This window comes from Pseudomonas sp. LBUM1668 (assembly GCF_059695715.1).
The window spans coordinates 3379919-3401347 of record NZ_CP166787.1; the positions used below are offsets into that span (position 1 = coordinate 3379919).

The 21429-nt window shown below is 53.0% G+C and carries 15 protein-coding genes and 1 pseudogene; 13 read left to right on the forward strand and 3 right to left on the reverse strand.

What is annotated here, in order from left to right:
* Positions 1-120 precede the first annotated feature (120 nt).
* From ACA061_RS15100 to ACA061_RS15110, 3 genes are read left to right on the forward strand one after another with little or no spacing between them, the layout of a single operon-like run.
* Positions 121-1251, forward strand: a complete 1131-nt coding sequence (locus tag ACA061_RS15100; protein WP_497299522.1) for a ComEC/Rec2 family competence protein — start codon at positions 121-123, stop codon at positions 1249-1251.
* Positions 1248-2708, forward strand: a complete 1461-nt coding sequence (locus tag ACA061_RS15105; protein WP_497299523.1) for a Hachiman antiphage defense system protein HamA — start codon at positions 1248-1250, stop codon at positions 2706-2708. Before ACA061_RS15100 ends, ACA061_RS15105 begins: the two co-directional genes overlap by 4 nt.
* Positions 2705-4867 (forward strand): DEAD/DEAH box helicase, encoded by a 2163-nt coding sequence (locus tag ACA061_RS15110; RefSeq protein WP_497299524.1) that lies wholly within the window; start codon positions 2705-2707, stop codon positions 4865-4867. Before ACA061_RS15105 ends, ACA061_RS15110 begins: the two co-directional genes overlap by 4 nt.
* A gap of 471 nt (positions 4868-5338) precedes the next feature.
* Here ACA061_RS15110 and ACA061_RS15115 read toward each other — a convergent pair whose 3' ends face one another.
* On the reverse strand, positions 5339-5770 hold the full coding sequence (locus ACA061_RS15115; RefSeq protein WP_497299525.1) for a type II secretion system protein N: 432 nt from the start codon (positions 5768-5770) through the stop codon (positions 5339-5341).
* Positions 5771-5890: 120 nt separating this feature from the next.
* On the opposite strand from ACA061_RS15115, the gene gspH reads away from it, so the two are divergent.
* The 3 genes and pseudogenes from gspH to ACA061_RS15130 all read left to right on the forward strand — a co-directional run bounded on the left by gspH (position 5891) and on the right by ACA061_RS15130 (position 7541).
* Positions 5891-6343: a type II secretion system minor pseudopilin GspH gene (gene gspH, locus ACA061_RS15120; protein ID WP_210552905.1), complete on the forward strand. Its 453-nt coding sequence runs from the start codon at positions 5891-5893 to the stop codon at positions 6341-6343.
* A pseudogene (locus tag ACA061_RS15125) lies at positions 6340-6781 on the forward strand (prepilin-type N-terminal cleavage/methylation domain-containing protein). Before gspH ends, ACA061_RS15125 begins: the two are co-directional and overlap by 4 nt.
* 523 nt (positions 6782-7304) lie before the next feature.
* A complete protein-coding gene (locus ACA061_RS15130) occupies positions 7305-7541 on the forward strand; it encodes a hypothetical protein (RefSeq protein WP_497302007.1) in 237 nt (78 codons plus the stop codon).
* 23 nt (positions 7542-7564) lie between these two features.
* Here the strand turns inward: ACA061_RS15130 and ACA061_RS15135 are convergent, their stop codons facing one another.
* Positions 7565-8005 (reverse strand): carboxymuconolactone decarboxylase family protein, encoded by a 441-nt coding sequence (locus tag ACA061_RS15135; protein ID WP_210552906.1) that lies wholly within the window; start codon positions 8003-8005, stop codon positions 7565-7567.
* A gap of 298 nt (positions 8006-8303) precedes the next feature.
* Between ACA061_RS15135 and pdxR the strand changes: the two genes are divergently transcribed.
* The 3 genes from pdxR (at position 8304) to ACA061_RS15150 (ending at position 10756) form a co-directional block, all read left to right on the forward strand.
* Positions 8304-9737, forward strand: a complete 1434-nt coding sequence (gene pdxR, locus ACA061_RS15140; RefSeq protein WP_497299526.1) for a MocR-like pyridoxine biosynthesis transcription factor PdxR — start codon at positions 8304-8306, stop codon at positions 9735-9737.
* A gap of 123 nt (positions 9738-9860) precedes the next feature.
* A complete protein-coding gene (locus ACA061_RS15145) occupies positions 9861-10154 on the forward strand; it encodes a putative quinol monooxygenase (protein ID WP_497299527.1) in 294 nt (97 codons plus the stop codon).
* Between the two features lie 200 nt (positions 10155-10354).
* On the forward strand, positions 10355-10756 hold the full coding sequence (locus ACA061_RS15150; RefSeq protein ID WP_497299528.1) for a cupin domain-containing protein: 402 nt from the start codon (positions 10355-10357) through the stop codon (positions 10754-10756).
* A gap of 229 nt (positions 10757-10985) precedes the next feature.
* Here ACA061_RS15150 and ACA061_RS15155 read toward each other — a convergent pair whose 3' ends face one another.
* Positions 10986-15881 carry an NAD-glutamate dehydrogenase gene (locus ACA061_RS15155; protein ID WP_150602738.1) on the reverse strand — a complete coding sequence of 1632 codons (4896 nt, stop codon included), beginning with the start codon at positions 15879-15881 and terminating at the stop codon, positions 10986-10988.
* 505 nt (positions 15882-16386) lie between these two features.
* Between ACA061_RS15155 and ACA061_RS15160 the strand changes: the two genes are divergently transcribed.
* The 4 genes from ACA061_RS15160 (at position 16387) to ACA061_RS15175 (ending at position 21424) form a co-directional block, all read left to right on the forward strand.
* Positions 16387-16740, forward strand: a complete 354-nt coding sequence (locus ACA061_RS15160) for a hypothetical protein (protein ID WP_210699877.1) — start codon at positions 16387-16389, stop codon at positions 16738-16740.
* A 610-nt stretch (positions 16741-17350) separates the two neighbouring features.
* Positions 17351-18526, forward strand: coding sequence for a YcaO-like family protein (locus ACA061_RS15165; protein WP_210699876.1), 1176 nt, complete (start codon positions 17351-17353; stop codon positions 18524-18526).
* A 29-nt stretch (positions 18527-18555) separates the two neighbouring features.
* A complete protein-coding gene (locus tag ACA061_RS15170; RefSeq protein WP_497299529.1) occupies positions 18556-20265 on the forward strand; it encodes an ATP-binding cassette domain-containing protein in 1710 nt (569 codons plus the stop codon).
* A 199-nt stretch (positions 20266-20464) separates the two neighbouring features.
* Positions 20465-21424 carry an AAA family ATPase gene (locus ACA061_RS15175; protein WP_003218556.1) on the forward strand — a complete coding sequence of 320 codons (960 nt, stop codon included), beginning with the start codon at positions 20465-20467 and terminating at the stop codon, positions 21422-21424.
* The last annotated feature ends 5 nt before the right edge of the window (positions 21425-21429 follow it).

The following is a 21429-nucleotide window of genomic DNA, read 5'->3' on the forward strand; positions in this document are numbered from 1 at the left end:
AGCGATCATGTGACTAAAAAATCAGGAGCTATTCATCTCATGTGGATAGTCAACCCTGCACCGCGACCACGTTGCTGATGGTGGTACAATGCTATCACTTAAGAATCAGGGATGACGTACGTGCTCAAAATACGCATGCTTAAAGCTGGTAATGGCGATTGCATTAGCATTACCACCGAATCTGACTTTATCTTGATTGACGGAGGCACCGCTCAATCATTTGAAGATTGGAAAGAATATGTAATTAACAAAACAAAAGTTATAAACACCCTCATTGTAACGCACATAGATAACGACCATGTCAATGGGATTATAAAGCTTCTACAGCACGAAAAATGCCCTAAAATCCAAAGCATCTTATTTAATGGCGCCGAACAATTTTTCGGCAAACCACATGAAGATAGTGCAATAAGCTATTCAACAGATCGTAAATTACAAGCACTCGCTTGTGAGCTAACAGTCCCAGAGGATAACATTCGCATAGGATACTCAGAGGGAACATCACTCTCGTATGCTATTAATACAAGAAGACTCAAGTGCAATGAAATAGTTTCCGGCGAGGCCCTTTACAGGGAGAGACTTCCTCACTTCAATATTGGCCAGATAAAATTCACAACTATCGGACCAGAAAAATCCTCACTTGACGCATTAATAGCAAGCTGGAGAGACCAACTAAACTCAAAGCTAATCAAGCCTAAGATCATAAACAAAATATATTATGACACCTTTGATTTATATGCCAGCGCCCTAAATCCAACCCCAATCAACTATCCGATATCCAATATAACATCGCGCACCATTGAGTCTTTGGCGAGCGAACCCTTTGTGGAAGACACCTCACAAACCAACATGAGCAGTCTTTCCTTTTTAATAGAGCATGGCGACAAACGTATCTTATGTCTTGGTGACTGCTATCCAAGTACAGTAATTTCGTGGCTTGACAAAAGTAATATTAAAAAGCTGAATGTGAACGCTGTAAAAATATCTCACCACGGGAGTAGAAGCAGTACAAGCATGGAGTTATTAGATCGTCTCGACTGCCCCATTTATATGATCAGCACGAACGGCAAATCTCATGGGCACCCAAATCTTGAAACTTTAGCTAGAATTGCAGAAGCAAACAAATCTAAAGATACGCGAATCATAACAAACTATCAGCTTGAGAATATCCCTCAATGGTTCGCTAAAGAAATGCAAGACAAATACTCAAAAGTTACCATAGAGATAGATGACCGCGAGATTGAACTGTGAACACTACAATCCCAAGCGAATACAAATCAGACTCGGTACATATTCTAGAGGCGATCAGAAAGGATGATAGCGGCAATACTCTAAATGTAGTGCGCGGCACTTGCTTTGCGATATCATCGACGTTTTTGCTTACCGCCAATCATATAATAGCCGACTCGGACGAGCTAAGGATTTACTTCTCAAGTGACGACTTTGACCAAAATATCTTTTCACCTGCCAAATGCATTTATTCAGATGAAGCAAAAGACTTCTGCATTCTTGAAGCCGAGGGCGTACTAGCGAACTTCATCGGCCTTTACTCAACCAGCATTAGCTTGGATACGGAAGTTAAAGCTTGTGGATTTCCAATAGAGAAGCAGCATTACTGCACCCCCATAAGCGTAAAAGTATCTAACGTATTTGAGCACATTATAAGCAGGCAATACAGCTTCGAAGTTTCGCAGTCGGATTACGTTAGCATATACAAGGGTATGTCGGGTTCCCCGGTGTTGCGTGACGGCCTATGCGTTGGTCTTCTGCTCGTACAACAGGGCAGTAATACCTTATATGCGGTATCAGTTAAAGATATTTTATCCGACCCTGCCGCACTTGGGATCATTAACGCCCTGAATCTTGATATTAGAATTCAAGAAGGAATACATTATAAAGCGCCTGCTCACCCGCCATCACCATTTACTTACTGCATAAATTGCAATGTCGGACAACCAAATATCAAAGGGATCGATATCGGATTCACGATGAAAGTTTGGAATCTTAGTAGTTTGACAGAAACTGTATATGACTGGATCATTGACTACTGCCTTTCACATAAAGAGAAGGCGAATTTTAGTGGCCCTGAAAGAGGTCTATTCAAACACGCGAGAGCCAATTACCCCGCTAACGACATGAATGCCCTAGGCGATCTATTTTTGCATATTGCTATACGCGACTCATATAAGACAATCCCTATTATGAACAAGGTCTTCGACATCAACAACAAGACCTTCTCTTGCACTCATGTTGTATTAAATCTTGACGACATTGAATTATGGATTGGCGCCTCTTCAGTTAACACCAATATCGAAGATGCCGTAACTGCTGCTATTAGGAATATTGAGTACATAATAAGCCTGACAACATTAAAGCAGCGATTGTTTATGCTTACAGCGGAAATTGACGAGTCCTGGCCACATACAGATAAGCTCAAAAGATTGGCTAACTCTAGTCTTACAATTGACGAACGATTCGACAAAATAATTATCCCCGTATTTTTGATGCATGATAGTTCAATAATTACCAATTACGACCAAAACTCATTTATTGAACTTTTCAACGAGCGTGTTCGAGAGTGTAGGAATATCCTTGTCAGTGGAATCAGACCAGATCTAATTGATCTAATAAATTTGCGAATTTTCTATTTCCCCGTATCTGATGTTTCAATCGTAAATGAGGCGCTAGCAAAGGAGCTTAACTCGTGATCTCTTGGTACGAAGAATCAAAAGCCAGTATAAGCAATCCAGAGTTCGATCAATGGGATGATTTTTTGCTATCGCTTGTGAACGAATACAACAGACACGAGCAGCAGCACTTAATACAAGATATTGTTATCAGATCATTAGAGCGAAAAAGCGAGATAGAGAATTCTTTCATCTTGGATCATTTGCTAGGTGAATTAGGATTATATCCTTACGTTGAAAATACCGATAATACAAGTAAGGATTTATTTAGGCGCAGCATCTTTACTACGCCTCAAGATGAAAATAAAATATTTCATATTCGCCAAGCCGAAGTTTTTCACAGAATCATAAATAGCGAGAACATTATCCTAAGCGCGCCTACTAGCTTTGGGAAAAGCTTAATTATTGAAGCGTTAATTGCAAGCCGGGAGTTTTCCAACATTGCTATTGTTGTTCCTACGATCGCCTTGATGGACGAGCTTAAGAAGAAGCTGTATAAGTATAGTGACACATATAAGATCATTACTCAGGTTACGCAAAAATCAGACAAAAATAATATATACATTCTCACTCAAGAAAGGGTACTTGAACACATCGACCTTGGAACAATAGATTTCTTTATTATCGATGAATTTTACAAATTAGCACCTACAACAAAAGATGACGAGCGATGTGATCGCTTGAACCTTGCCTTCAAAAAACTCTATGCGAAATGCAAACGATTTTACATGCTGGGCCCCAGAATTAATGGGTTAGCGGCAGGAATTGAAGACGAGCTTAGATGTACCTTTTTGAAATTTGACTCCTACGCCACTGTGGCTACTAACGAATTTTTCTATCCGATAGTTAGCAAGGGCAAAGACGCTGATAAAGACTTGGAAAGGGATGCCATACTTTTAAATATCTTAAAATCCTTCGAAAATAACGAGCAAACAGTCATCTACTGCAAGTCCCCCAAAAGAGCTAGTTCCTTAATGGTCAAGCTACTTAACTCCGGACTGCTCAATCAAAAAATTCGCAATGAAGATTTTTCAATCTGGCTTGGCGAAAACTTTCATTTTGATTGGTCGCTAGTTGAAGGACTTAAACACGGCATCGCCTATCATCACTCGCAACTACCGAGAGCGGTTGCTTCATTGATAGTTGACTATTTCAACAGTTCAGATATCAATATCATCATTTGCACCTCTACACTCATCGAGGGAGTTAACACTAACGCCAAAAATATCATTATATATGATGACTGCATCACTAGAAGAACCAAGCTTGACATGTTTACATTTAACAATATTGCCGGCAGATCCGGAAGGATGTTTGAGCATTTTGTGGGGAATGTTTATATCCTCGGTGACAAGCCTCAGAATGAATTACCCTTCATCGATATGCCGATCGTCACGCAGAGTGAAAACGCATCTGACTCACTCCTGCTACATATGGGCACTGAAGTTAGCGGACCAAACAAAGAAAAGATAAAAAGATACTATGAGCAGGAAGCCATTCCTATTTCGTTAATTCTCAAACACCAAGGAATACATCCGAGCAAGCTTATCGAGTTTGCTAATGCGCTAATCGAGAAGTGCAATACTTGGAACGGTCTTATGCGCTGGGATGGCATATACCCAACTAGCAACCAACTAATGCACCTATCAAAAATTTTATTCAAATATTTCAATGTGTCATCAATGGGTGGCGGCGCCGTCCGCTCCGACACACAATTACATAAAAAAATAATTGATATCATCAACAAGGTTGATGACAAGGTATTAATTATCCAAGATCAAAAATTTTGGGCTAATCGCTCAACCAACTACAACATTGATGATGCAATACAGGCTGTTTTTAACTTTAAGAAAAACTTAGTAAACTACAATCTTCCCAAAATAATATATGCAATAAGTGACATTCAAGAGCTGATATTCAAAAGGTTCTCCTATCCTTTTGGCGACTACAAACCTTTCGCTTCCACGCTTGAAAATTTCTACTTTCCGCCTGCTGTGAACTCGCTTGAGGAATTCGGAATACCGATTCAGATCACGAAGAAGATTCTTGCTAATCATAATTTTGACGACATGAATATAGACCAGTACATAATAAAACTAAAGTCGATCCCCATAAAAAGCCTTACATATCTTACTGAATTTGAAACGCGTATTTTGAAGCATGCTCTTTCTTACACATAAAGGTTGCAGCCGTGAAAACCTTCTTAACATTCGGTCATCATAACTGTTCTATCCAATTTCTAGGACCATGATGTACACTGCATAGATTGACATCACTTATAACTTCTTCATTGGGTCACTGCGACTGCGAGACAAAACTGGGGTTTAATCTACGCGAACGCAGTGTACCAAGGTATTGAGGACTCTCACTTGCCTTCTTGAGTTTGCTGATTGCCTATAGTGACATCGTCAATAATACTTTTTAATAGCCCTGGCTTTTTAGATGCTTTCTAAACTTTACCGATGACTGAAGGGTATCAGTTTCAAATAGAGACGAGTGTTCATTTTTGGCAGATAGCTTTCACTCACTACGATACGTTTCTGCCCGAAAGCAGAAATTAGTATTCTTCGTCTGTCAGTCTATTCCTTCACAGAGGTACTTGTACTGGCACCTCAGGAAACGGCAAAAAATGACGACTTCGATCCTACAAATCAGGGCCTAATAAGGCTCGGCAACACCACCCCCTCCACCAACCTCTCCACCCCCAACCTTACCCTCTCCCCACCCTGCTCAATCACCACCCCATCCCCCTCCACCACCAACAACTTCACCCCAGGCCCCACCTTCTCCCCCTGCAAAAAACTCCTTGGCGGCCCATCATTCAAACTCAGTATCGCCACCGCCCCCCGACTCCCCGCCATCACCCCGCTCACCTTGATATCTACCGGCGCCGTTTGATTGGAAAACCACTGCAACGCCGGGCTATCACTGCGCGCCGCCAGCAACTGCGGGGCCGCTGCCGGGGTGTGTGATTCGGCGGAGGTCAGCAGCAGCGACGACCATGTCGCCACGCCAACCAGCACTGCGAGCAGCGCGAGTACCTGGATCATTTGGGGTGGGGAAAAGCGTGCGGTGAAGGTCATGGGGTGAATCTTCTTTTTATCCCTGCTGCCAGCCTACGCGGCAATTCTCTCCGTTTTATTTCACGCGCCTTACATGTTGGCCGTGCACGATGACTTCCGACGCAAAGGAGCGCGCAATCGATGAACGGGGTCAAGCAACAGGGTTTTACGCTGATCGAGTTGATGGTGGTGCTGGTGATCATCGGTATCGCCAGTGCGGCGATCAGCCTGAGTATCAAGCCCGATCCGTTGCAGTTGCTGCGCAAGGATGCCGAGCGTGTGGCGCAGTTGCTGCAAGTGGCGAAGGCCGAGGCCCGCGCCGATGGGCGGCCGATTGTGTGGGTGAGTGATGCCAAGGGGTTTCGGTTTAGTCGGCGCAGTGACAGTGGCAAGGGGTTTGATCATTTCGCGCAGGACCCGCAATTGCGGCCTCGTGCCTGGCAGAGTCCGAAGATGGAGGTGCGCGTGGAGCCCAGACAGAAAGTTGTGCTCAATGCCGAGTGGATCAATCCGCCGCTGCAACTGACCTTGTCCGACGGTTTCAATCGCCTCAGCGTGCTGCGCGACGGCGCCGGCCGGATCAGTGTGCAATGAAAAACCAACAAGGTTTTACCCTGATTGAGGTGATGGTCGCGATTCTGCTGATGGCGGTGGTGAGTTTGATTGCCTGGCGGGGGTTGGACAGTGTGACGCGGGCGGACAGTCATTTGCAGGTTTCGGCTCGACATCATTTGTACAGCGGCTGATCAGCCGGGGGCTTTGCAGCGGGTTCGCTGGTGGGTTAAGGGCGGCACGTTGTATCGGGCGGTGGCTGAGGCGCGGAGTCGGTATCCGTTGCCGGTGCCTGGGAATGGGGTGGCGGTGTTGAACGACGTTAGCGATGCGCAGGTGCGGGTTTGGGAGGTGGATAAGGGGTGGCGGCAGCTCAGCGGTAATCGGCGGGAAGATCCGGCGGGGTTGGAGATTCGATTGACGCGGGAGACGCCGCAAGTGGTGGAGAAATATCGCCAGGTGATTGGGCCGTTGGATTGAACACGGTCCGTGTAGGAGCTGCCGAAGGCTGCGATCTTTTTTGACTTTGATTTTCAAGATCAGGATCAAAAGATCGCAGCCTTCGGCAGCTCCTACATTGGGATCGGGTGCATTCGGAAGAGATTGGTCGGCTGTCGGGCCGTCATCGTTGGCAAGCCAACTCCCACAGGGATTGGTTGCATCTGCTGGAAGGTTGTTGGCTGTAAGGGCGTCATTGCCAGCAGCCTGGCTCCCACAGTTTAAATTTGCGTACACCCCAAGCGGCAAAGCCACCCCACTCAACAGGATGAGCGTTAGCTCGGCTGCCGCTGTTGATCTTGATCCACGGGCGACGTCGGGAGGCTGAGTGGAGGGATTCATCCGGGGAGGACATCGAAAGGAGGTGCAGCGAAGCAAACCGGAATCGATGCCCCGGATGGATTCCGGAGCGAAGGAACCCCGAGCCTCAGCGAGCGGGCCGGACGTTGGAGCAAGCCTTTTTGGTTACTTTTTTCTGGGCCGGCATTCCGGGCGTCTGGAAAAAGTGACCCGCCGTAAGGGCGGAACCCTAGGCCGCCGTTACCGCAGCAACGGATATGTACCCAATCAAACCTTCGGTGGGCTGTTGCTGAGCGTGTTCGCCAGTGCCCACGCCGAGCAGCCGCTGGGTTGCATGGAGGTGACGGTCGGCGGCTACAAGGCACCGAATTCCGATTGCCTGAGTCAGCAGATGGGCAACACGCTTGGAACGTCGGTGAAACCGCAGCGCCCACCGAACTAGAGAAGGCTGCGACCTTTTGGTCTTCAGTCACTTGGGGTTTGGCGAAAGCTCACTGCCAGCCGATTCCAGCTGTTGATGGTGGTGACGGCCATAGTCAGGTCGACCAGTTCGCCTTCGTTGAATTGCTCGCGTGCCTGCTGGTAAACGTCATCCGGCACATGGCTTTCGGCAAGCAGCGTCACTGCCTCGGCCCACGCCAGCGCCGCGCGTTCACGGGGATTGAAGAAGTCGCTATCGCGCCAAACTGCAATCGCATACAACCGCCGATCACTCTCCCCGGCTCGCCGTGCGTCTACCGAATGCATGTCGGTGCAGAACGCACAGCCGTTGAGCTGCGAAGCGCGGATCCGGATCAGTTGCAGCAGCGGCTGCTCGATACTGAGGTTGGCCGTCAGCGCCTCCATGGCAATCATCGCTTTCATCGCCTTGGGCGAAGCGTTGTAGTAATCCAGGCGCGGGGACATGGCTGTTCTCGGTAGACGGAATAGTGACTTCACCGTAAACGCCGACAGCGATGCATTACAGCCCCAATTCCACGAAAAACCGCTACACCACTTAAACACAAGCCCCTGTAGGAGCTGCCGCAGGCTGCGATCTTTTGATGTTGATCTTAAAAAAATCCAGATCAAAAGATCGCAGCCTGCGGCAGCTCCTACAGGGATTTAGGCCAATTTCGGGTTTTTGTGGTGCGCAACTATTGCCAATCAAACAACAGCGGTAATCTGGCGGGCACACCCAATAGCCCCCCGGAGCCTCGTCGGTATGGAACTTCACGTCGTGATCAACGGCCGCAAGGATCTTGCCGGTCAGTTGTATCAGCAACTGCGCGAGGCCATCGAATCCGGGCGTCTGGCCGCAGGTACGCAATTGCCGCCCAGCCGCTTGCTGGCCGAACAATTGGGCATATCACGCAAGACCATTTCCGACACCTACGCGCAGCTGACGTACGAAAACTTCCTCACCGGCGTGATCGGCAAAGGCACCTACGTCAATGCGCGCCCGGCGCAAGTCCAGCGCAAGCAAAGCCACACCGAGCTGGCCGGTGCAGAGGTGATCGAAAGTTGGCGCAACTTGCCGGTGTTCCTGCGTCATCCGACGCTGCAAGGTGCGCTGCGCTACGACTTCATCGGTGGGGCCACCAGCAAGGGCCAGTTCCCCCATGACGACTGGCGCCGCTGCGTCTCCCACGCCATGCGCAAAATGGCCGCGTCCAAAGGTTTCTACAGCGTGCCCGAAGGCCTGCCGGCGCTGCGCAATGCGATTGCCCGGCACATCGCGTTTTCTCGCGGGGTCAACTGTCAGGACGAAGACACCGTGGTGTGCAACGGCGCGCAACAGGCGCTGGACCTGATCACTCGCGTGTTGATCAGCCCCGGCAGCCTGGTGGCGATGGAAGATCCCGGTTATCCGCCGGCACGTCTGTTGTTCGGCACCCATGGCGCCGAGGTGGTCGGTATTCCCGTGGATGCCGAGGGGATACAGGTCGAACACATCCCTGATGGCACGCGGCTGATTTATGTCACGCCGTCGCATCAGTTTCCGCTAAGCATGCCGATGAGTCCGGCGCGCCGCGAAGCCTTGCTGGCTCGGGCTTATGAACTGGGGGCGATCATCATCGAGGACGACTATGACAGCGAATTTCGCTATGAAGGGCGTCCGACCGATTCGCTGCACAGCCTCGACCAGCGCGGCATCGTCGCCTACGTCGGCACCTTCTCCAAGACTCTGCTGCCGGAGCTGCGCCTGGGTTACGCGATCCTGCCGCCGGCGATCCTCGAAGCGGTGATCCGCGCCAAGCAGCTCACCGATCTGCATGCCTCGACCCTGCCGCAATGGGCGCTGGCCAAGTTCATCGCCGAGGGCTGCCTGCTCAAACACATCCGCCGCTGCCATACGATTTACGCCCAGCGGCGCGAACGGATTCTGGCGCGCATGGCCAGCGACCTGTCGCCGTGGTTCGAGGCCGTGCCGCCCAGTGCCGGGTTCCACATGGCCGCGTTGTGCAAGGTGCCGATCGACCTGCCGCTGCTGATCGAACTGGCGAAAAAAGTCGAGGTCGGGCTGTATTCCATCGACGGTTTCTATTACCAGCAGCCGGTGCGCAGCGGTTTGTATTTCGGCTTCGGCGCCATCGAGACCCTGGACATCGACATCGCGCTGGATCGCCTACGCGACATTTTGCAACAAGTTGCCTGAATGATTGGTCTCGGCGATTAACCGCCGATTGGTTATTGGTGATCGGCAAGGGCAGGCCTATTCTGCACAGGCGTTATCCCTCAATGAGCAGGATTCGTCCGGCCTGATTCAGGAGTGTGAGTAATGTCCAACGAAGTGATCAACACGGTGCAACTGCAGGCCGCCGCCGGCCGCTCGGATGAACTGGGCAGGCAACTGCAGAAAATCGTCGAAACCCTGCGCGAAACGCCGGGCTGCGATTCCTACCTGGTCGACCGCTGCCCCGAGGACAGCCACCGCTGGACGGTCAGTGCGCGATGGCAGTCGGAGGCGGCGATGCAGGCGCATTTCAACCGGCCTGAGGCGCAGGGGTTTATTGACTTGATCGACAGTCGATTGGCCAATAGCGTGGATTTCAACAGCTTCCCGATTGTTTAACGGCAAGATCAACAGATCGCAGCCTTCGGCAGCTCCTACAGGGAACGCATTCCAATGTAGGAGCTGCCGAAGGCTGCGATCTTTTGCTTTTGGCATCAGGCCAATTGGTCACCCGATCTTCCGGAATATTGGCCGTTTGCATGCCCCGCCCCGGGGGCTAGTGTGATCACCGACATCCCCACTTCAACAGGTGATCCGCCATGAAAGTCCTGCACGTCTTCGCCGCTACCCTCGCCCTCGGTATTTCGGCCACGGCACTGGCCCACGACCCTTCCGAAAAAATCACCGTCCTGCAAGAGCAATTACTGAAAAACGCTCCCGGCAAAAAAGCCATGATGATCGAAGTCGATTACCAACCCGGCCAATCGTCCATCGCCCACAAACACGACGGCACCGCGATGGCTTACGTGCTCGAAGGCGAAATCACTTCTCAGGTCAAAGGCGAACAGGCAATAACCTACAAGAAAGGTCAGTTCTGGTATGAACCCGCCGGCTCCGAACATCTGGTGTCGAAAAATGCCAGCCAGTCCAAGCCGGCCAAGTTGCTGGTGTTCATGGTCTTGGCCTCGGATGAACAGGTGCTGATCCCGCTGAAAGACTGATGAATGTTTAGCCAGCATGTTCGCAAGAGAGAGGGGTGGATATTAATCAGGAACATAAGTTGTATTGAATGAAAGGACGTCATCGCGAGCAGGCTCACTCCTACAAGGGACTCATTCCAATTGTAGGAGTGAGCCTGCTCGCGATAAGCCGGGACAGACGACACAAAACCTTCAGGCACAAAAAAGCCCCGGCATCTCACGATACCGGGGCTTTTTATTCAGCGCCTACTTAAGCCAGCTCAGGCTCGGCATTGGCCGTGGCAGGTGCCACCACCGCTTGCCCACTCAACGCCAGATCCAGCAGTTCACGGTTGGCAACCGCATACATGGCGTAGTCAGTGCCGCTCGCGGCACGGATTTCCACCAGCATGGCGCGCCAGCGCGAGATCATGCCTTCGTGCTGTTCCATCCACAGCGCCAGACGTGCTTCCACATCCAGAGTGCCGTCGCCCTGTTGCAGGACAGAGATGGTGATCGCACGTTGCTGCCAGTCGACATCATCACGGAACGCTTCACGGGCCAGCGCCTGCCAGTTGTTTTCAACCGGCAGAGCGCTGATCTGTTGCAGGTACCAGGTGATGTCCAGCGCACTGCCCACGGCGAAGTAGGCCTTGGCCACTTCGGCAGGGTTCTGGCCAGTCACGTCGGAGGCTTCGATGATCGGCAGCAGGGTGTACAGGTGCGAGGTGCCCGCAACCATACGCGCCAGCAACTCCGGCACACCGGCTTCGACGTAAGCCTGATAACGCGCCTGCCAGTTTTCACGGATTTCGCCGCTCAGCAGTTCGTCGAGCTTCAGACCCAGCTCTTTGAGGTGCGGACCGAAATGCGCGACGTCACGGGCAGCGTTCTGCTCGTTACGACGGGCACGCAGGAACCAGCGCGTGGCGCGGCGGCCCAGACGCATCAGCTCGTCCATCAGCTCCAGCTGTACGTCAGCGCTCACTTGGTAGTCCAGCGCTTCGATCTGACGGAACCAGTGCGGGAGGTGGAAGATGTCGCGCACGATCACATAAGCGCCGGCCACGTTCGCCGGGCTCATGCCGGTCGACTCTTTGAGTCGTTGAACGAAGGTGATGCCCATGTGGTTGACCAGATCGTTGGCGATCTGGGTGCTGACGATCTCGCGCTTCAGACGGTGACGACGCATGGCTTCGGAGAACTTGCTGACCAGGCTCGGCGGGAACGCCGTTTCCATGTCGCGAGTCAGGTAGTCATCGTCCGGCACCATGGAGCCCAGCAACTGCTCCTTGAGGTCGATCTTGCTGTACGAGATCAACACCGACAGCTCAGGACGCGTCAGGCCGTGGCCTTCGGCGATACGCTCAGCCAGTTGCTCTTCGGTCGGCAGGAATTCGATGGCACGGTCGAGCTTGCCACGGCCTTCCAGATCGCCCATCAGACGCTTGTACTCAGCGATACGCTCGTAAGCACGGCGCGCCGCCAGAGACAGGGCCTGAGTCTGCTTGTAGTTGTTGCCCAGCACCAGATTGCCGACTTCGTCGGTCATGCTCGCCAGCAACTGGTTGCGTTGCTTGTCGGTCATGTCTCCGGCCTGAACCACTTCGTTCAGCAGGATCTTGATGTTCACTTCGTGGTCGGAGCAGTCCACACCACCAGCGTTGTCGATGAAGTCGGTGTTGGAGCCGCCGCCATTGAGGCCGAATTCCACACGACCCAGTTGGGTCATGCCGAGGTTACCGCCCTCGCCCACGACTTTGCAGCGCAGTTCGTTGCCGTTCACGCGCAGCGCATCGTTGGCCTTGTCGCCGACATCGGCGTGGCTTTCGGTGCTGGCCTTGACGTAAGTACCGATGCCGCCGTTCCACAGCAGATCCACCGGCGCCTTGAGCAAGGCGTTCAGCAATTCGGTCGGGGTCAGCTTGTCAGCCTTGATGTCGAAGCGTTCCTGCATCTGCGGGGAAATAGCGATGCTCTTCGCGCTGCGCGAGAAGATACCGCCACCTTCGGACATGATGCTGGTGTCGTAATCGGTCCAGGCCGAACGCGGCAGATCGAACATGCGCTGACGCTCGACGAAGCTGGTCGCCGGATTCGGGTTTGGATCGATGAAGATGTGCAGGTGGTTGAACGCAGCAACCAGTTGCAGCTTGTCCGACATCAACAGGCCGTTACCGAACACGTCACCGGCCATGTCGCCGACGCCGACCACAGTAATGCTGTCTTCCTGAACATTGATGCCGCGCTCGCGGAAGTGGCGTTGTACGCCAACCCACGCGCCTTTGGCGGTGATGCCCATTTTCTTGTGGTCGTAACCCGCCGAACCACCGGAAGCAAACGCGTCACCCAACCAGAAGCCGTAGTCGATGGCGATGCCGTTGGCGATGTCGGAGAAGGTTGCAGTGCCCTTGTCCGCGGCTACTACCAGGTACGGGTCGTCATCGTCGTGGCGAACCACGTTCAATGGCGGAACCAGCGCGCCGTCTTTCAGGTTGTCAGTGATGTCCAACAGACCGGAAATGAAGATGCGGTAGCAGGCGATGCCCTCGGCCGCGATCTCGTCACGGCTGCCGCCCAGTGGCAGACGACGCGGCAGGAAGCCGCCCTTCGCACCCACCGGCACGATGACCGAGTTCTTCACTTGTTGAGCTTTTACCAGACCGAGGACTTCGGTACGGAAGTCTTCTTCACGGTCGGACCAGCGCAGACCACCGCGAGCAACGTTGCCGAAGCGCAGGTGCACGCCTTCAACGCGTGGCGAGTAGACGAAGATTTCGAACTTCGGTACCGGCTTCGGCAGCTCTGGAATTGCGTGCGGGTTGAACTTGAAGCTGAAGTACGACTTGTTCTGGCCGTTGGCATCAGTCTGATAGAAGTTGGTCCGCAGGGTCGCTTTGATCAGGTCGAGGTAACGACGCAGGATGCGGTCTTCGTTGAGCACCTGAACGTCGTCCAGTGCGGTCAGAATCGCTTGTTCCAGACGCTGCTGTTTGTCTTCCAGATCGTCGCTGCCGAGCTTGCGTGCCAGGTAGAAACGGGTTTTGAACAACCGGGTCAGTTCCCGAGCGATGTCGGTGTGGTTGTTCAGGGTGCTGGCGATGTAGCCCAGATCGAAGCCCAGACGAATCTGCTTCAGGTAACGGGCGTAGGCACGCAGCAGCGCAACGTCGCGCCACGGCAGGCCGGCAGTCAGTACCAGACGGTTGAACGCATCGTTCTCGGCGTCGCCGCGCACGATGTGGACGAAGGCGTCCTGCAGGGTGTCGTTGAGTTGCTGGATGTCGAGGTCCAGGCCTTCAGCGGCAGTGAACGCGAAATCGTGAATCCAGAACTCGCGGCCATTGGTGTGGCGCAGGCGGTACGGGAATTCACCCAGTACGCGCAAGCCAAGGTTTTCCAGAATCGGCAGGACGTCGGAGAGTGCCAGCGGCGTATCGGCGTGATACAGCTTGCAATGCAGCTCGCGCTGGCCGGAAACCTGACCCAGTGGCTGATAGAAGCTCATTACCAGCGGATTTTTTTCGTTCAGGCTCAGCAGGTGCTGCATGTCGACCACTGCCGAATGCGCCGCGAAACGCTCGCGGTAGCCGGCCGGGAAGCCTTTCGGGAAGTCGGCCAGCACATTGGTGCCGTGGGCTTCGCCGAAGCTTTCGACGGTCAGTGCGGCGTAGTCGTCCTGCCAGCTGCGGCAGGCCTGAACCACTTCTTTTTCCAGCAGCAGCGGGTCGATGTCGAGACGGTTCTTTGGATCGACACGCAGGATCAACTGCACGCGCGCCAGTACGGACTCGGAGAAGAACGTCCAGAACTCGCAGTCGGAGGCCTTCAGACGCTCCATCAATACTTGCTGGATCTTCTGACGCACTTCGGTGGAGTAGATGTCGCGCGGCACGTAGGCCAGGCAGTAGCAGAAACGACCGTACGGGTCTTTGCGCAGGAACACGCGGATCTTGTTGCGTTCCTGGATCTGCACAATCGACATCACGGTGGTGAACAGTTCGTCGACCGGAGTCTGGAACAGATCATCACGCGGCAACACTTCGAGCACCTGCGCCAGTTCCTTGCCCAGGTGAGCCTTGGACTGGAAGCCGGAGCGGTGTTCGATTTCTTCGACCTTGCGGCGGATGAACGGGATGACCCGCACGCTCTCGCCATACACCGAAGAGGTGTACAGGCCCATGAAACGGTGTTCCTTGATGACTTTGCCGTCGGCGTCGATTTCACGGATCGACACGTAGTCCGGGTAAGCCGGACGGTGCACACGGCTCGGGTGCGCAGCTTTGGCGAACGACAACAGGGTCGGTTCGCGCAGGTAGCTCACGGCGTAGTCTTCGATGCGCAGGTCATCGTAGGTCAGGCCGGTGCGCAGCAGTTTGGTCAGGCCGAGGAAGGAGTTCTGGTCGTACTCGATGTGGCCGCCATCGGCCTGATTGGTAACCACAAACTCTTCGTAGCCGAGGAAGGTGAAGTGGTTGCCCACCAGCCATTCCAGGAAACTTTTGACTTCGTTCTTCTCGTCGGCATCCACGGCGAAGGCGCTGTTGTCGAGCTTGGTGAGGATTTCCTGCACCTTGGCTTTCATCGGCTCGAAATCGGCGACCGCGACGCGGACTTCACCGAGAACCTGTTCCAGCTCTTTGCTCAGCACATTCAGTTCGGCCGCGTTGGCGCAGCGGTCGATTTCCAGGTACATCAGCGACTCTTGCAGAATGTCGTCGCCCTGGGTGCCCTTCGGCAGAATTTCCAGCAGCTCGCCCTTGCTGCCACGACGTACGCTGAGCACGGTGGTTTGCAGGGTGTGGATGCTGTAGCCGCGGCGGTTCAGCTCGGTACGGACCGAGTCGACCAGAAACGGCAGGTCATGGTGCAGGACTTCGACCGCGGTGTGGGTCGACTGCCAGCCATGACGCTCGTAATCGGGGTTGTAGACGCGCACTTGCGGTTGCGCGTGATCGAAGCGCTCAAGCAGGCGCCACGCAGAGAGAGTACAGCCAGCGAGGTCGGAGAGGCGACGCTGGGTCAGCTCGTCCAGGGAAATGATGCCGAAGAATTGTTCAGCGAACAGCGCCACTTGTGGCAGTGCCTGTTCACTGATGTGCTGCGCCAGTGCCGCTTGCAGTTGGTGCTGGAAGTCGGCTTTGCTGGCTGCGGTGAAGAACGCCATCTGTGGTACTCCGCTTAAGCTTGTTATTAATGGAAAGCGTCGCGTGCAACACCCCTTTCGGGGCTTGTGTCGCCCTGTTCCTGATTCTCGGGCAGAGGAAACAGGGAGACAGGTGGGTGAAGCTGGACGGGACACTCAGGTCACATTCACCTTCCATGAATGAGCATCTGCAAAAGCGACTGTACGGGGCTGCCGGCAATGCCTTTACGGGTGCTCATCCGTTGCGCAGCTTAATGGGTGCGACAATGTGTCTGCTTGCGGTGCTGCGACATATTCGGTCATTGGCACGTAAACCAAGGCTCTGGCTGCGTTAAACACTAGCATTCGTGGCGCAGAACGTCGGTCTGAATGCCCGGTTTTACGGTACATCCGTGCCAGAAATGACCATTGACCTGTGTCGCGTTCACGACACATCCTCTGACACTCTCACATGCAGAAATTCCCGAGGGCTGGCAGAATCGCGCCCAATTGCGACCAACACGCCCCTTGAGGCAGGAATTCCCCCATGCAAATGACCACCGCCCTACTGATCGTCAACCCGTGTGACGACGAAGAAGACAACATGGCCATGCTCTGCTGCCACAGCGACAAGGGCGACATGTTCCTGATGAGCCGCTATCCGGACGAGGATGAGCTGGAGATCACCCTGGATGGCGAGCCTTCGACGCTCGATGGCGTCAAAGTGACCCTGACGTCGACCCTGCTGAAGATTGAAATCGCGGCGGCGGATGCTGATGTGTTGAACGGTGATGATGTGCTGGAGATCAGCTTCAACCCGGATATGGTTGATCTGGATGAGGTTGTGGAGACCCTGAAGAACATCCTTGATGGCACTGGGACTTTCGTTAGCGAAGTTTGATGGTGTCCGGACGGGCCCCATCGCTGGCAAGCCAGCTCCCACAGGTATCAGCTGTGTGCATGCGATTTATGCAACACAGCGATCCCTGTGGGAGCTGGCTTGCCAGCGATGAGGCCAGAACTGCTAGCTCGATAGTCCCCTGCTACAAAAATCCAATAATCCCCCGAAGTATTTCCCGCACTTTGCGCGAAACATTATTAAACATTGCAACTCATTGAAGTGAAAAGTTAAAAACCCCCACCTCTTATAACCGAAAAAACCGTAAGCAACCCCCTACTCAGCAGCAAGAACAATCCCACAGAAGCTTGGGAAGTATCGCTGCCGGCCTCAATTGAAAATCAGATAGCCCACTGTTATTAATAAATCACTTGCATTCCTATCATTGCAAGTGCGCCAACTACCGGTTAGCGCCACATCAATAACAAGGAGTTAATATCATGGGTAAAAAACGTACCGAGATCGGCCCTTGGGATAGTCTTCAAGAGATGCTGTATACATCAGATAGTTTTCTGGCTTCTGAAGTGAGCTTCTTTGCCTCACTAACTAACTGACCGACACTGCAGGAAAGTGCCGGAGAAACACTCCGGCATTTATACTATAGGAGACTGTTATGTCTGAGCGGGAGTTTTGCCCTTTTGTAGTGCAATCAAAAATTGAGAAAATAATACACTCCTTAGATCTAGAGGCGATTACACGCTATACCGACAACCACAAACTGGTAGCAGTTGCCGAGCTTTTTGACAAGTCCAACACCGCAGTTGAGGCTGGAGCGGGTAAAGGGCCAAATTCGCTTGTTGGAGCACTGGCTGAAAGCGTCGAACATTACTGCGCACTTCAATTGAGCTCTGCCGAATCGAGCATCCAGCAATGTGACTTTATCTCGAATCAGCACGCTGCCAGCCACGATGGATTCCTGACGAGCTTGCGATTCAAAAATGAAGCAATCGAGTGTTTCAAACTAACAACACTGGATAGAACGGAGGACCTCTTCATTCCAAGCCTCCTGCTTCGCCCAAAGCTCCACGATCAACCACACAGCGAAGCCCATCTCTTTTTGAGCCGCTACTCCTCCAACTCAGGTTCTGCTTTCGGCTGTACTAAAGCTGAGGCACTACTACACGGCGCAAACGAACTCATCGAGAGACATGTTTTATCAAAATTATTTCTGGCAATTTGTAGTTTGGGCCCTTCCATTAGCTTGTACAGGCCGTCGAGCGCTCTGCTAGCAAGGTCGTTACAGAACGACCCCCACGCGCTGGGGCTTGCAGAAAAACTACAAATCATCGTTGTACACAGCTCAATGAATAGTTATTTTTCTGTTGCGCTTCCAAAATCTGGCCCAGGTTATTTCCATCTATCCCCAATCGGCTCAGGAAACTCTCTAGATATACAAACTGCGATCCACCGGGCAGTCACAGAACAAATTCAAGCGAGTGCGCTTTATGATGCTCCACAAGAGAAAATTGACAGCAAAACATTCGCTTTTCTCGCCAACTCTAAATCTCTCCGCCACCTGATAGATTTTGAGCCCATTAGGGCTTTAAAGCTTCCGCCAATCGATGAACCATCACCCCACTTCACCTCAAGTGTTCCGTTACAACTGAAAACGCTGAACAACAACATCACGAACTCAGGCCGAAAACTTTTTTACAGAGTCATTACCGACTTTCCCGGAAACGGCATTGTTTGCCAAAGCTATATACCTGGCCTTGAACGCTTTAACATTATAAGGAATGGAAGTCTGGTAGCACCGCAGGCCATCTTGCGTCAATTACCCGCGAGATAATGTTAGCGCTACACCACTGAAGACATTCAATGCAAACACTCATCAGAACCGCTTGCAAAAATCACGCATGGTTATTGATCTCAACCATCACCACTGTCATAGCGCTGAAAATCCTTGCACTAGCACCGCCACTGCTACTAGGCAAAATCGTCGACGCACTAAACAGCCAAACCCCAACAGCGCTCAACCTACTGCTATTTTTGACAGCAGGAATTACCCTGGCCGGGTGCATTCAAGCAGCAATCAATCCGCTGCAAATCTATTTCCTTTCCAAGTTGGTACAACAGGTAGTGATGGACGCGTCAATTGGCTGGATAGCACAGCTGATGCGCAAAGAGTTCCAGCAATTCAACACGTGGCGTATTGGCCATTTCATTAAGTCAGTAGAGCGTGGGATTACCGCTCATGAGCAATTGCTGACGTTTTTCATCACCACCGGTTTGCCGCTGTGTCTGGAGTTCATCATCGTCGGGCTGGCTTTTTACTACATGGGTGGGGCAGGTATTTTTCTGGCAATGACTGGCATGGCGATCCTTTACTTGTTTGCCGCCCACCGAATCATCAAATGGCGCAGAAAGCACATTGATGCAGTTAATGAGCAGGAGGACGAACTAAGCGCGCTGCTTTTCAGCACCCTGAATACCGGCAAATCGATAAAGCTGGAAAGCGCCGAGCACACGGCAACTCAACCCTTGAACCATGCCTTCCGGCAGTACGCCAAAGCGGCAGTGACGGTGGCCAGTTCCGGAGGGTTCTTGAGTGGAGCGAAAATCCTCTTTGTCAGCCTGTCTACTGGAGGGTTGCTGGGTTGGGGAGTCATTGACCAGTTGTCAGGCGAGCCAAGTATCAGCGTTGGCCAACTGGTTGCCGTATTCGCCATTGCCGGAAGCTTTTTGCTCAACATCTCGGCGCTGACTGAAGGTTATCGAGTACTCGATCAGTTTCTGGCTGATCAGCGAAGACTACGCTACCTGCTGTCACTGCCAGACTTTGATGATAACAGTCGACAAGTCGATATCACGTCGCAGAACGAGTCGACGCTCGCACTCGATCCTTGCACAGTCAGCGACAATAACGCTGTGCAGTTGACCATCAGCAAAACCATGACGTTTTACCAAGGCCAGTCGGTTGCAATTACCGGCCCCAGTGGTGCCGGCAAATCCACCCTGCTTGAAGCGCTGGCCGGGCTGAACGCTTCAATGAGAGCCCACCTGAGTATCGATGAGGTGCAAATCGGCAAACTGAACGCCCAGACTCACTTGGAGGTGTTGAGGTATTGCCCTCAATTGCCACAGTTCCTGGAGGGTAGTTTTGCCAAGTCAGTGTTATTTGGTATGGAACTATCACCAGACCTGCACTTGGCGATTGAACGTTTAAATCTTGAGGACATTGTTTCGCAACGCAAACTCACCGAGAACGCCTCCAATATTTCCGGTGGGGAGGCGAAACGCCTGTCTTTGCTTCGCCTGATAAACAGGCCGGGAAGGTTCAATCTGTTCGACGAACCCAGCGCCTCCATTGAACCGAAGTTGGCCGCACCGGTTTGGGATCTTTTGTTCGATACGTTTGCGACTCGCGGATTGATCTGTGTCACCCATGATCTCGCCCACCTGTACCGCTTTGATCGGGTCATCGTCATGCAGAACGGCGCGATTATTGAAGATGGCCCCTGGCAGGAATTGGTCGACACAGCCGCAGTCAAACTTCTGTTAACTGATCTTCAGATGGTTGATGAGTAAAAAACTTCAAAAGATGACCGCCTTCGGCAGCTCCTACACGGGATCGCATTCCAATGCAGGAGCTGCCGCAGGCTGCGATCTTTTGCTCTTTTCTACAAAATGCCGTTAGTCGCCACCCCCCGCGATGGATTAAAGTAACGCCCCCAGCCCCGGCGTTACCCGAACGCCTGTGGCCACCCCTTTCCAGGAACAGTCACCGATGGAACATCGTGAAGCGCTGCTGGCGCTGCGAACCTTTCTTTCAACGCAGATTCTCGGCCAGGAAAAACTCATCGAGCGTTTGCTCATCGCCCTGCTCGCCGACGGCCACATGCTGGTCGAGGGCGCTCCGGGTCTGGCCAAGACCAAAGCGATCAAAGAACTCGCCGAGGGCATCGAAGCCCAGTTCCATCGCATCCAGTTCACCCCCGACCTGCTGCCTGCCGACATCACTGGCACCGAGATCTATCGCCCGGAAACCGGCAGTTTCGTGTTCCAGCAAGGGCCGATTTTCCACAACCTGGTGCTGGCGGACGAAATCAACCGTGCCCCGGCCAAGGTGCAATCGGCGTTGCTCGAAGCGATGGCCGAGCGTCAGGTCAGCGTCGGGCGCAGCACTTATGAGCTGTCGCCGCTGTTTCTGGTGATGGCCACGCAGAACCCGATCGAGCAGGAAGGCACCTACCCATTGCCGGAAGCGCAACTCGACCGCTTCCTGATGCACGTCAAGATCGGTTTCCCCGACGCTGCCGTGGAACGCCGCATCCTTCAGCAGGCCCGTGGCGAAGCGCTGAACGGCGAGACCAAGCCCGAGCGCCGGGTCAGTCAGCAGGCGATCTTCGCCGCCCGCAAGGAAATCCTCGGTCTGTACATGGCTGACGCCGTTGAGGAATACCTCGTGCAACTGGTCATGGCCACGCGCACTCCGGCCAAGTTCGACCCGGAAATGGCCGAATGGATCGCCTATGGCGCCAGCCCGCGCGGCTCTATCGCCCTCGACCGCTGCGCCCGGGCCCACGCCTGGCTGGCCGGGCGCGACTTTGTCAGCCCCGAAGACATTCAGGCTGTGCTGTTCGATGTGTTGCGTCACCGCATCATTCTGTCGTTTGAAGCCGAGGCCGCCGGCATCGACCAGGATCGCGTGGTGCAGCGGATTCTCGACGTCGTAGCCGTCGCTTGACCCCC

What these genes read in the sequence shown, in the direction of transcription:
- ACA061_RS15115 (WP_497299525.1), bottom strand. Translation starts at nt 5,770, where the DNA reads ATGACCTTCACCGCACGCTTTTCCCCACCCCAAATGATCCAGGTACTC.
- pdxR (WP_497299526.1), top strand. Translation starts at nt 8,304, where the DNA reads ATGGAACTTCACGTCGTGATCAACGGCCGCAAGGATCTTGCCGGTCAG.
- ACA061_RS15160 (WP_210699877.1), top strand. Translation starts at nt 16,387, where the DNA reads ATGCAAATGACCACCGCCCTACTGATCGTCAACCCGTGTGACGACGAA.
- ACA061_RS15175 (WP_003218556.1), top strand. Translation starts at nt 20,465, where the DNA reads ATGGAACATCGTGAAGCGCTGCTGGCGCTGCGAACCTTTCTTTCAACG.
- ACA061_RS15155 (WP_150602738.1), bottom strand. Translation starts at nt 15,881, where the DNA reads ATGGCGTTCTTCACCGCAGCCAGCAAAGCCGACTTCCAGCACCAACTG.
- ACA061_RS15165 (WP_210699876.1), top strand. Translation starts at nt 17,351, where the DNA reads ATGTCTGAGCGGGAGTTTTGCCCTTTTGTAGTGCAATCAAAAATTGAG.
- ACA061_RS15135 (WP_210552906.1), bottom strand. Translation starts at nt 8,005, where the DNA reads ATGTCCCCGCGCCTGGATTACTACAACGCTTCGCCCAAGGCGATGAAA.
- ACA061_RS15170 (WP_497299529.1), top strand. Translation starts at nt 18,556, where the DNA reads ATGCAAACACTCATCAGAACCGCTTGCAAAAATCACGCATGGTTATTG.
- gspH (WP_210552905.1), top strand. Translation starts at nt 5,891, where the DNA reads ATGAACGGGGTCAAGCAACAGGGTTTTACGCTGATCGAGTTGATGGTG.
- ACA061_RS15150 (WP_497299528.1), top strand. Translation starts at nt 10,355, where the DNA reads ATGAAAGTCCTGCACGTCTTCGCCGCTACCCTCGCCCTCGGTATTTCG.
- ACA061_RS15145 (WP_497299527.1), top strand. Translation starts at nt 9,861, where the DNA reads ATGTCCAACGAAGTGATCAACACGGTGCAACTGCAGGCCGCCGCCGGC.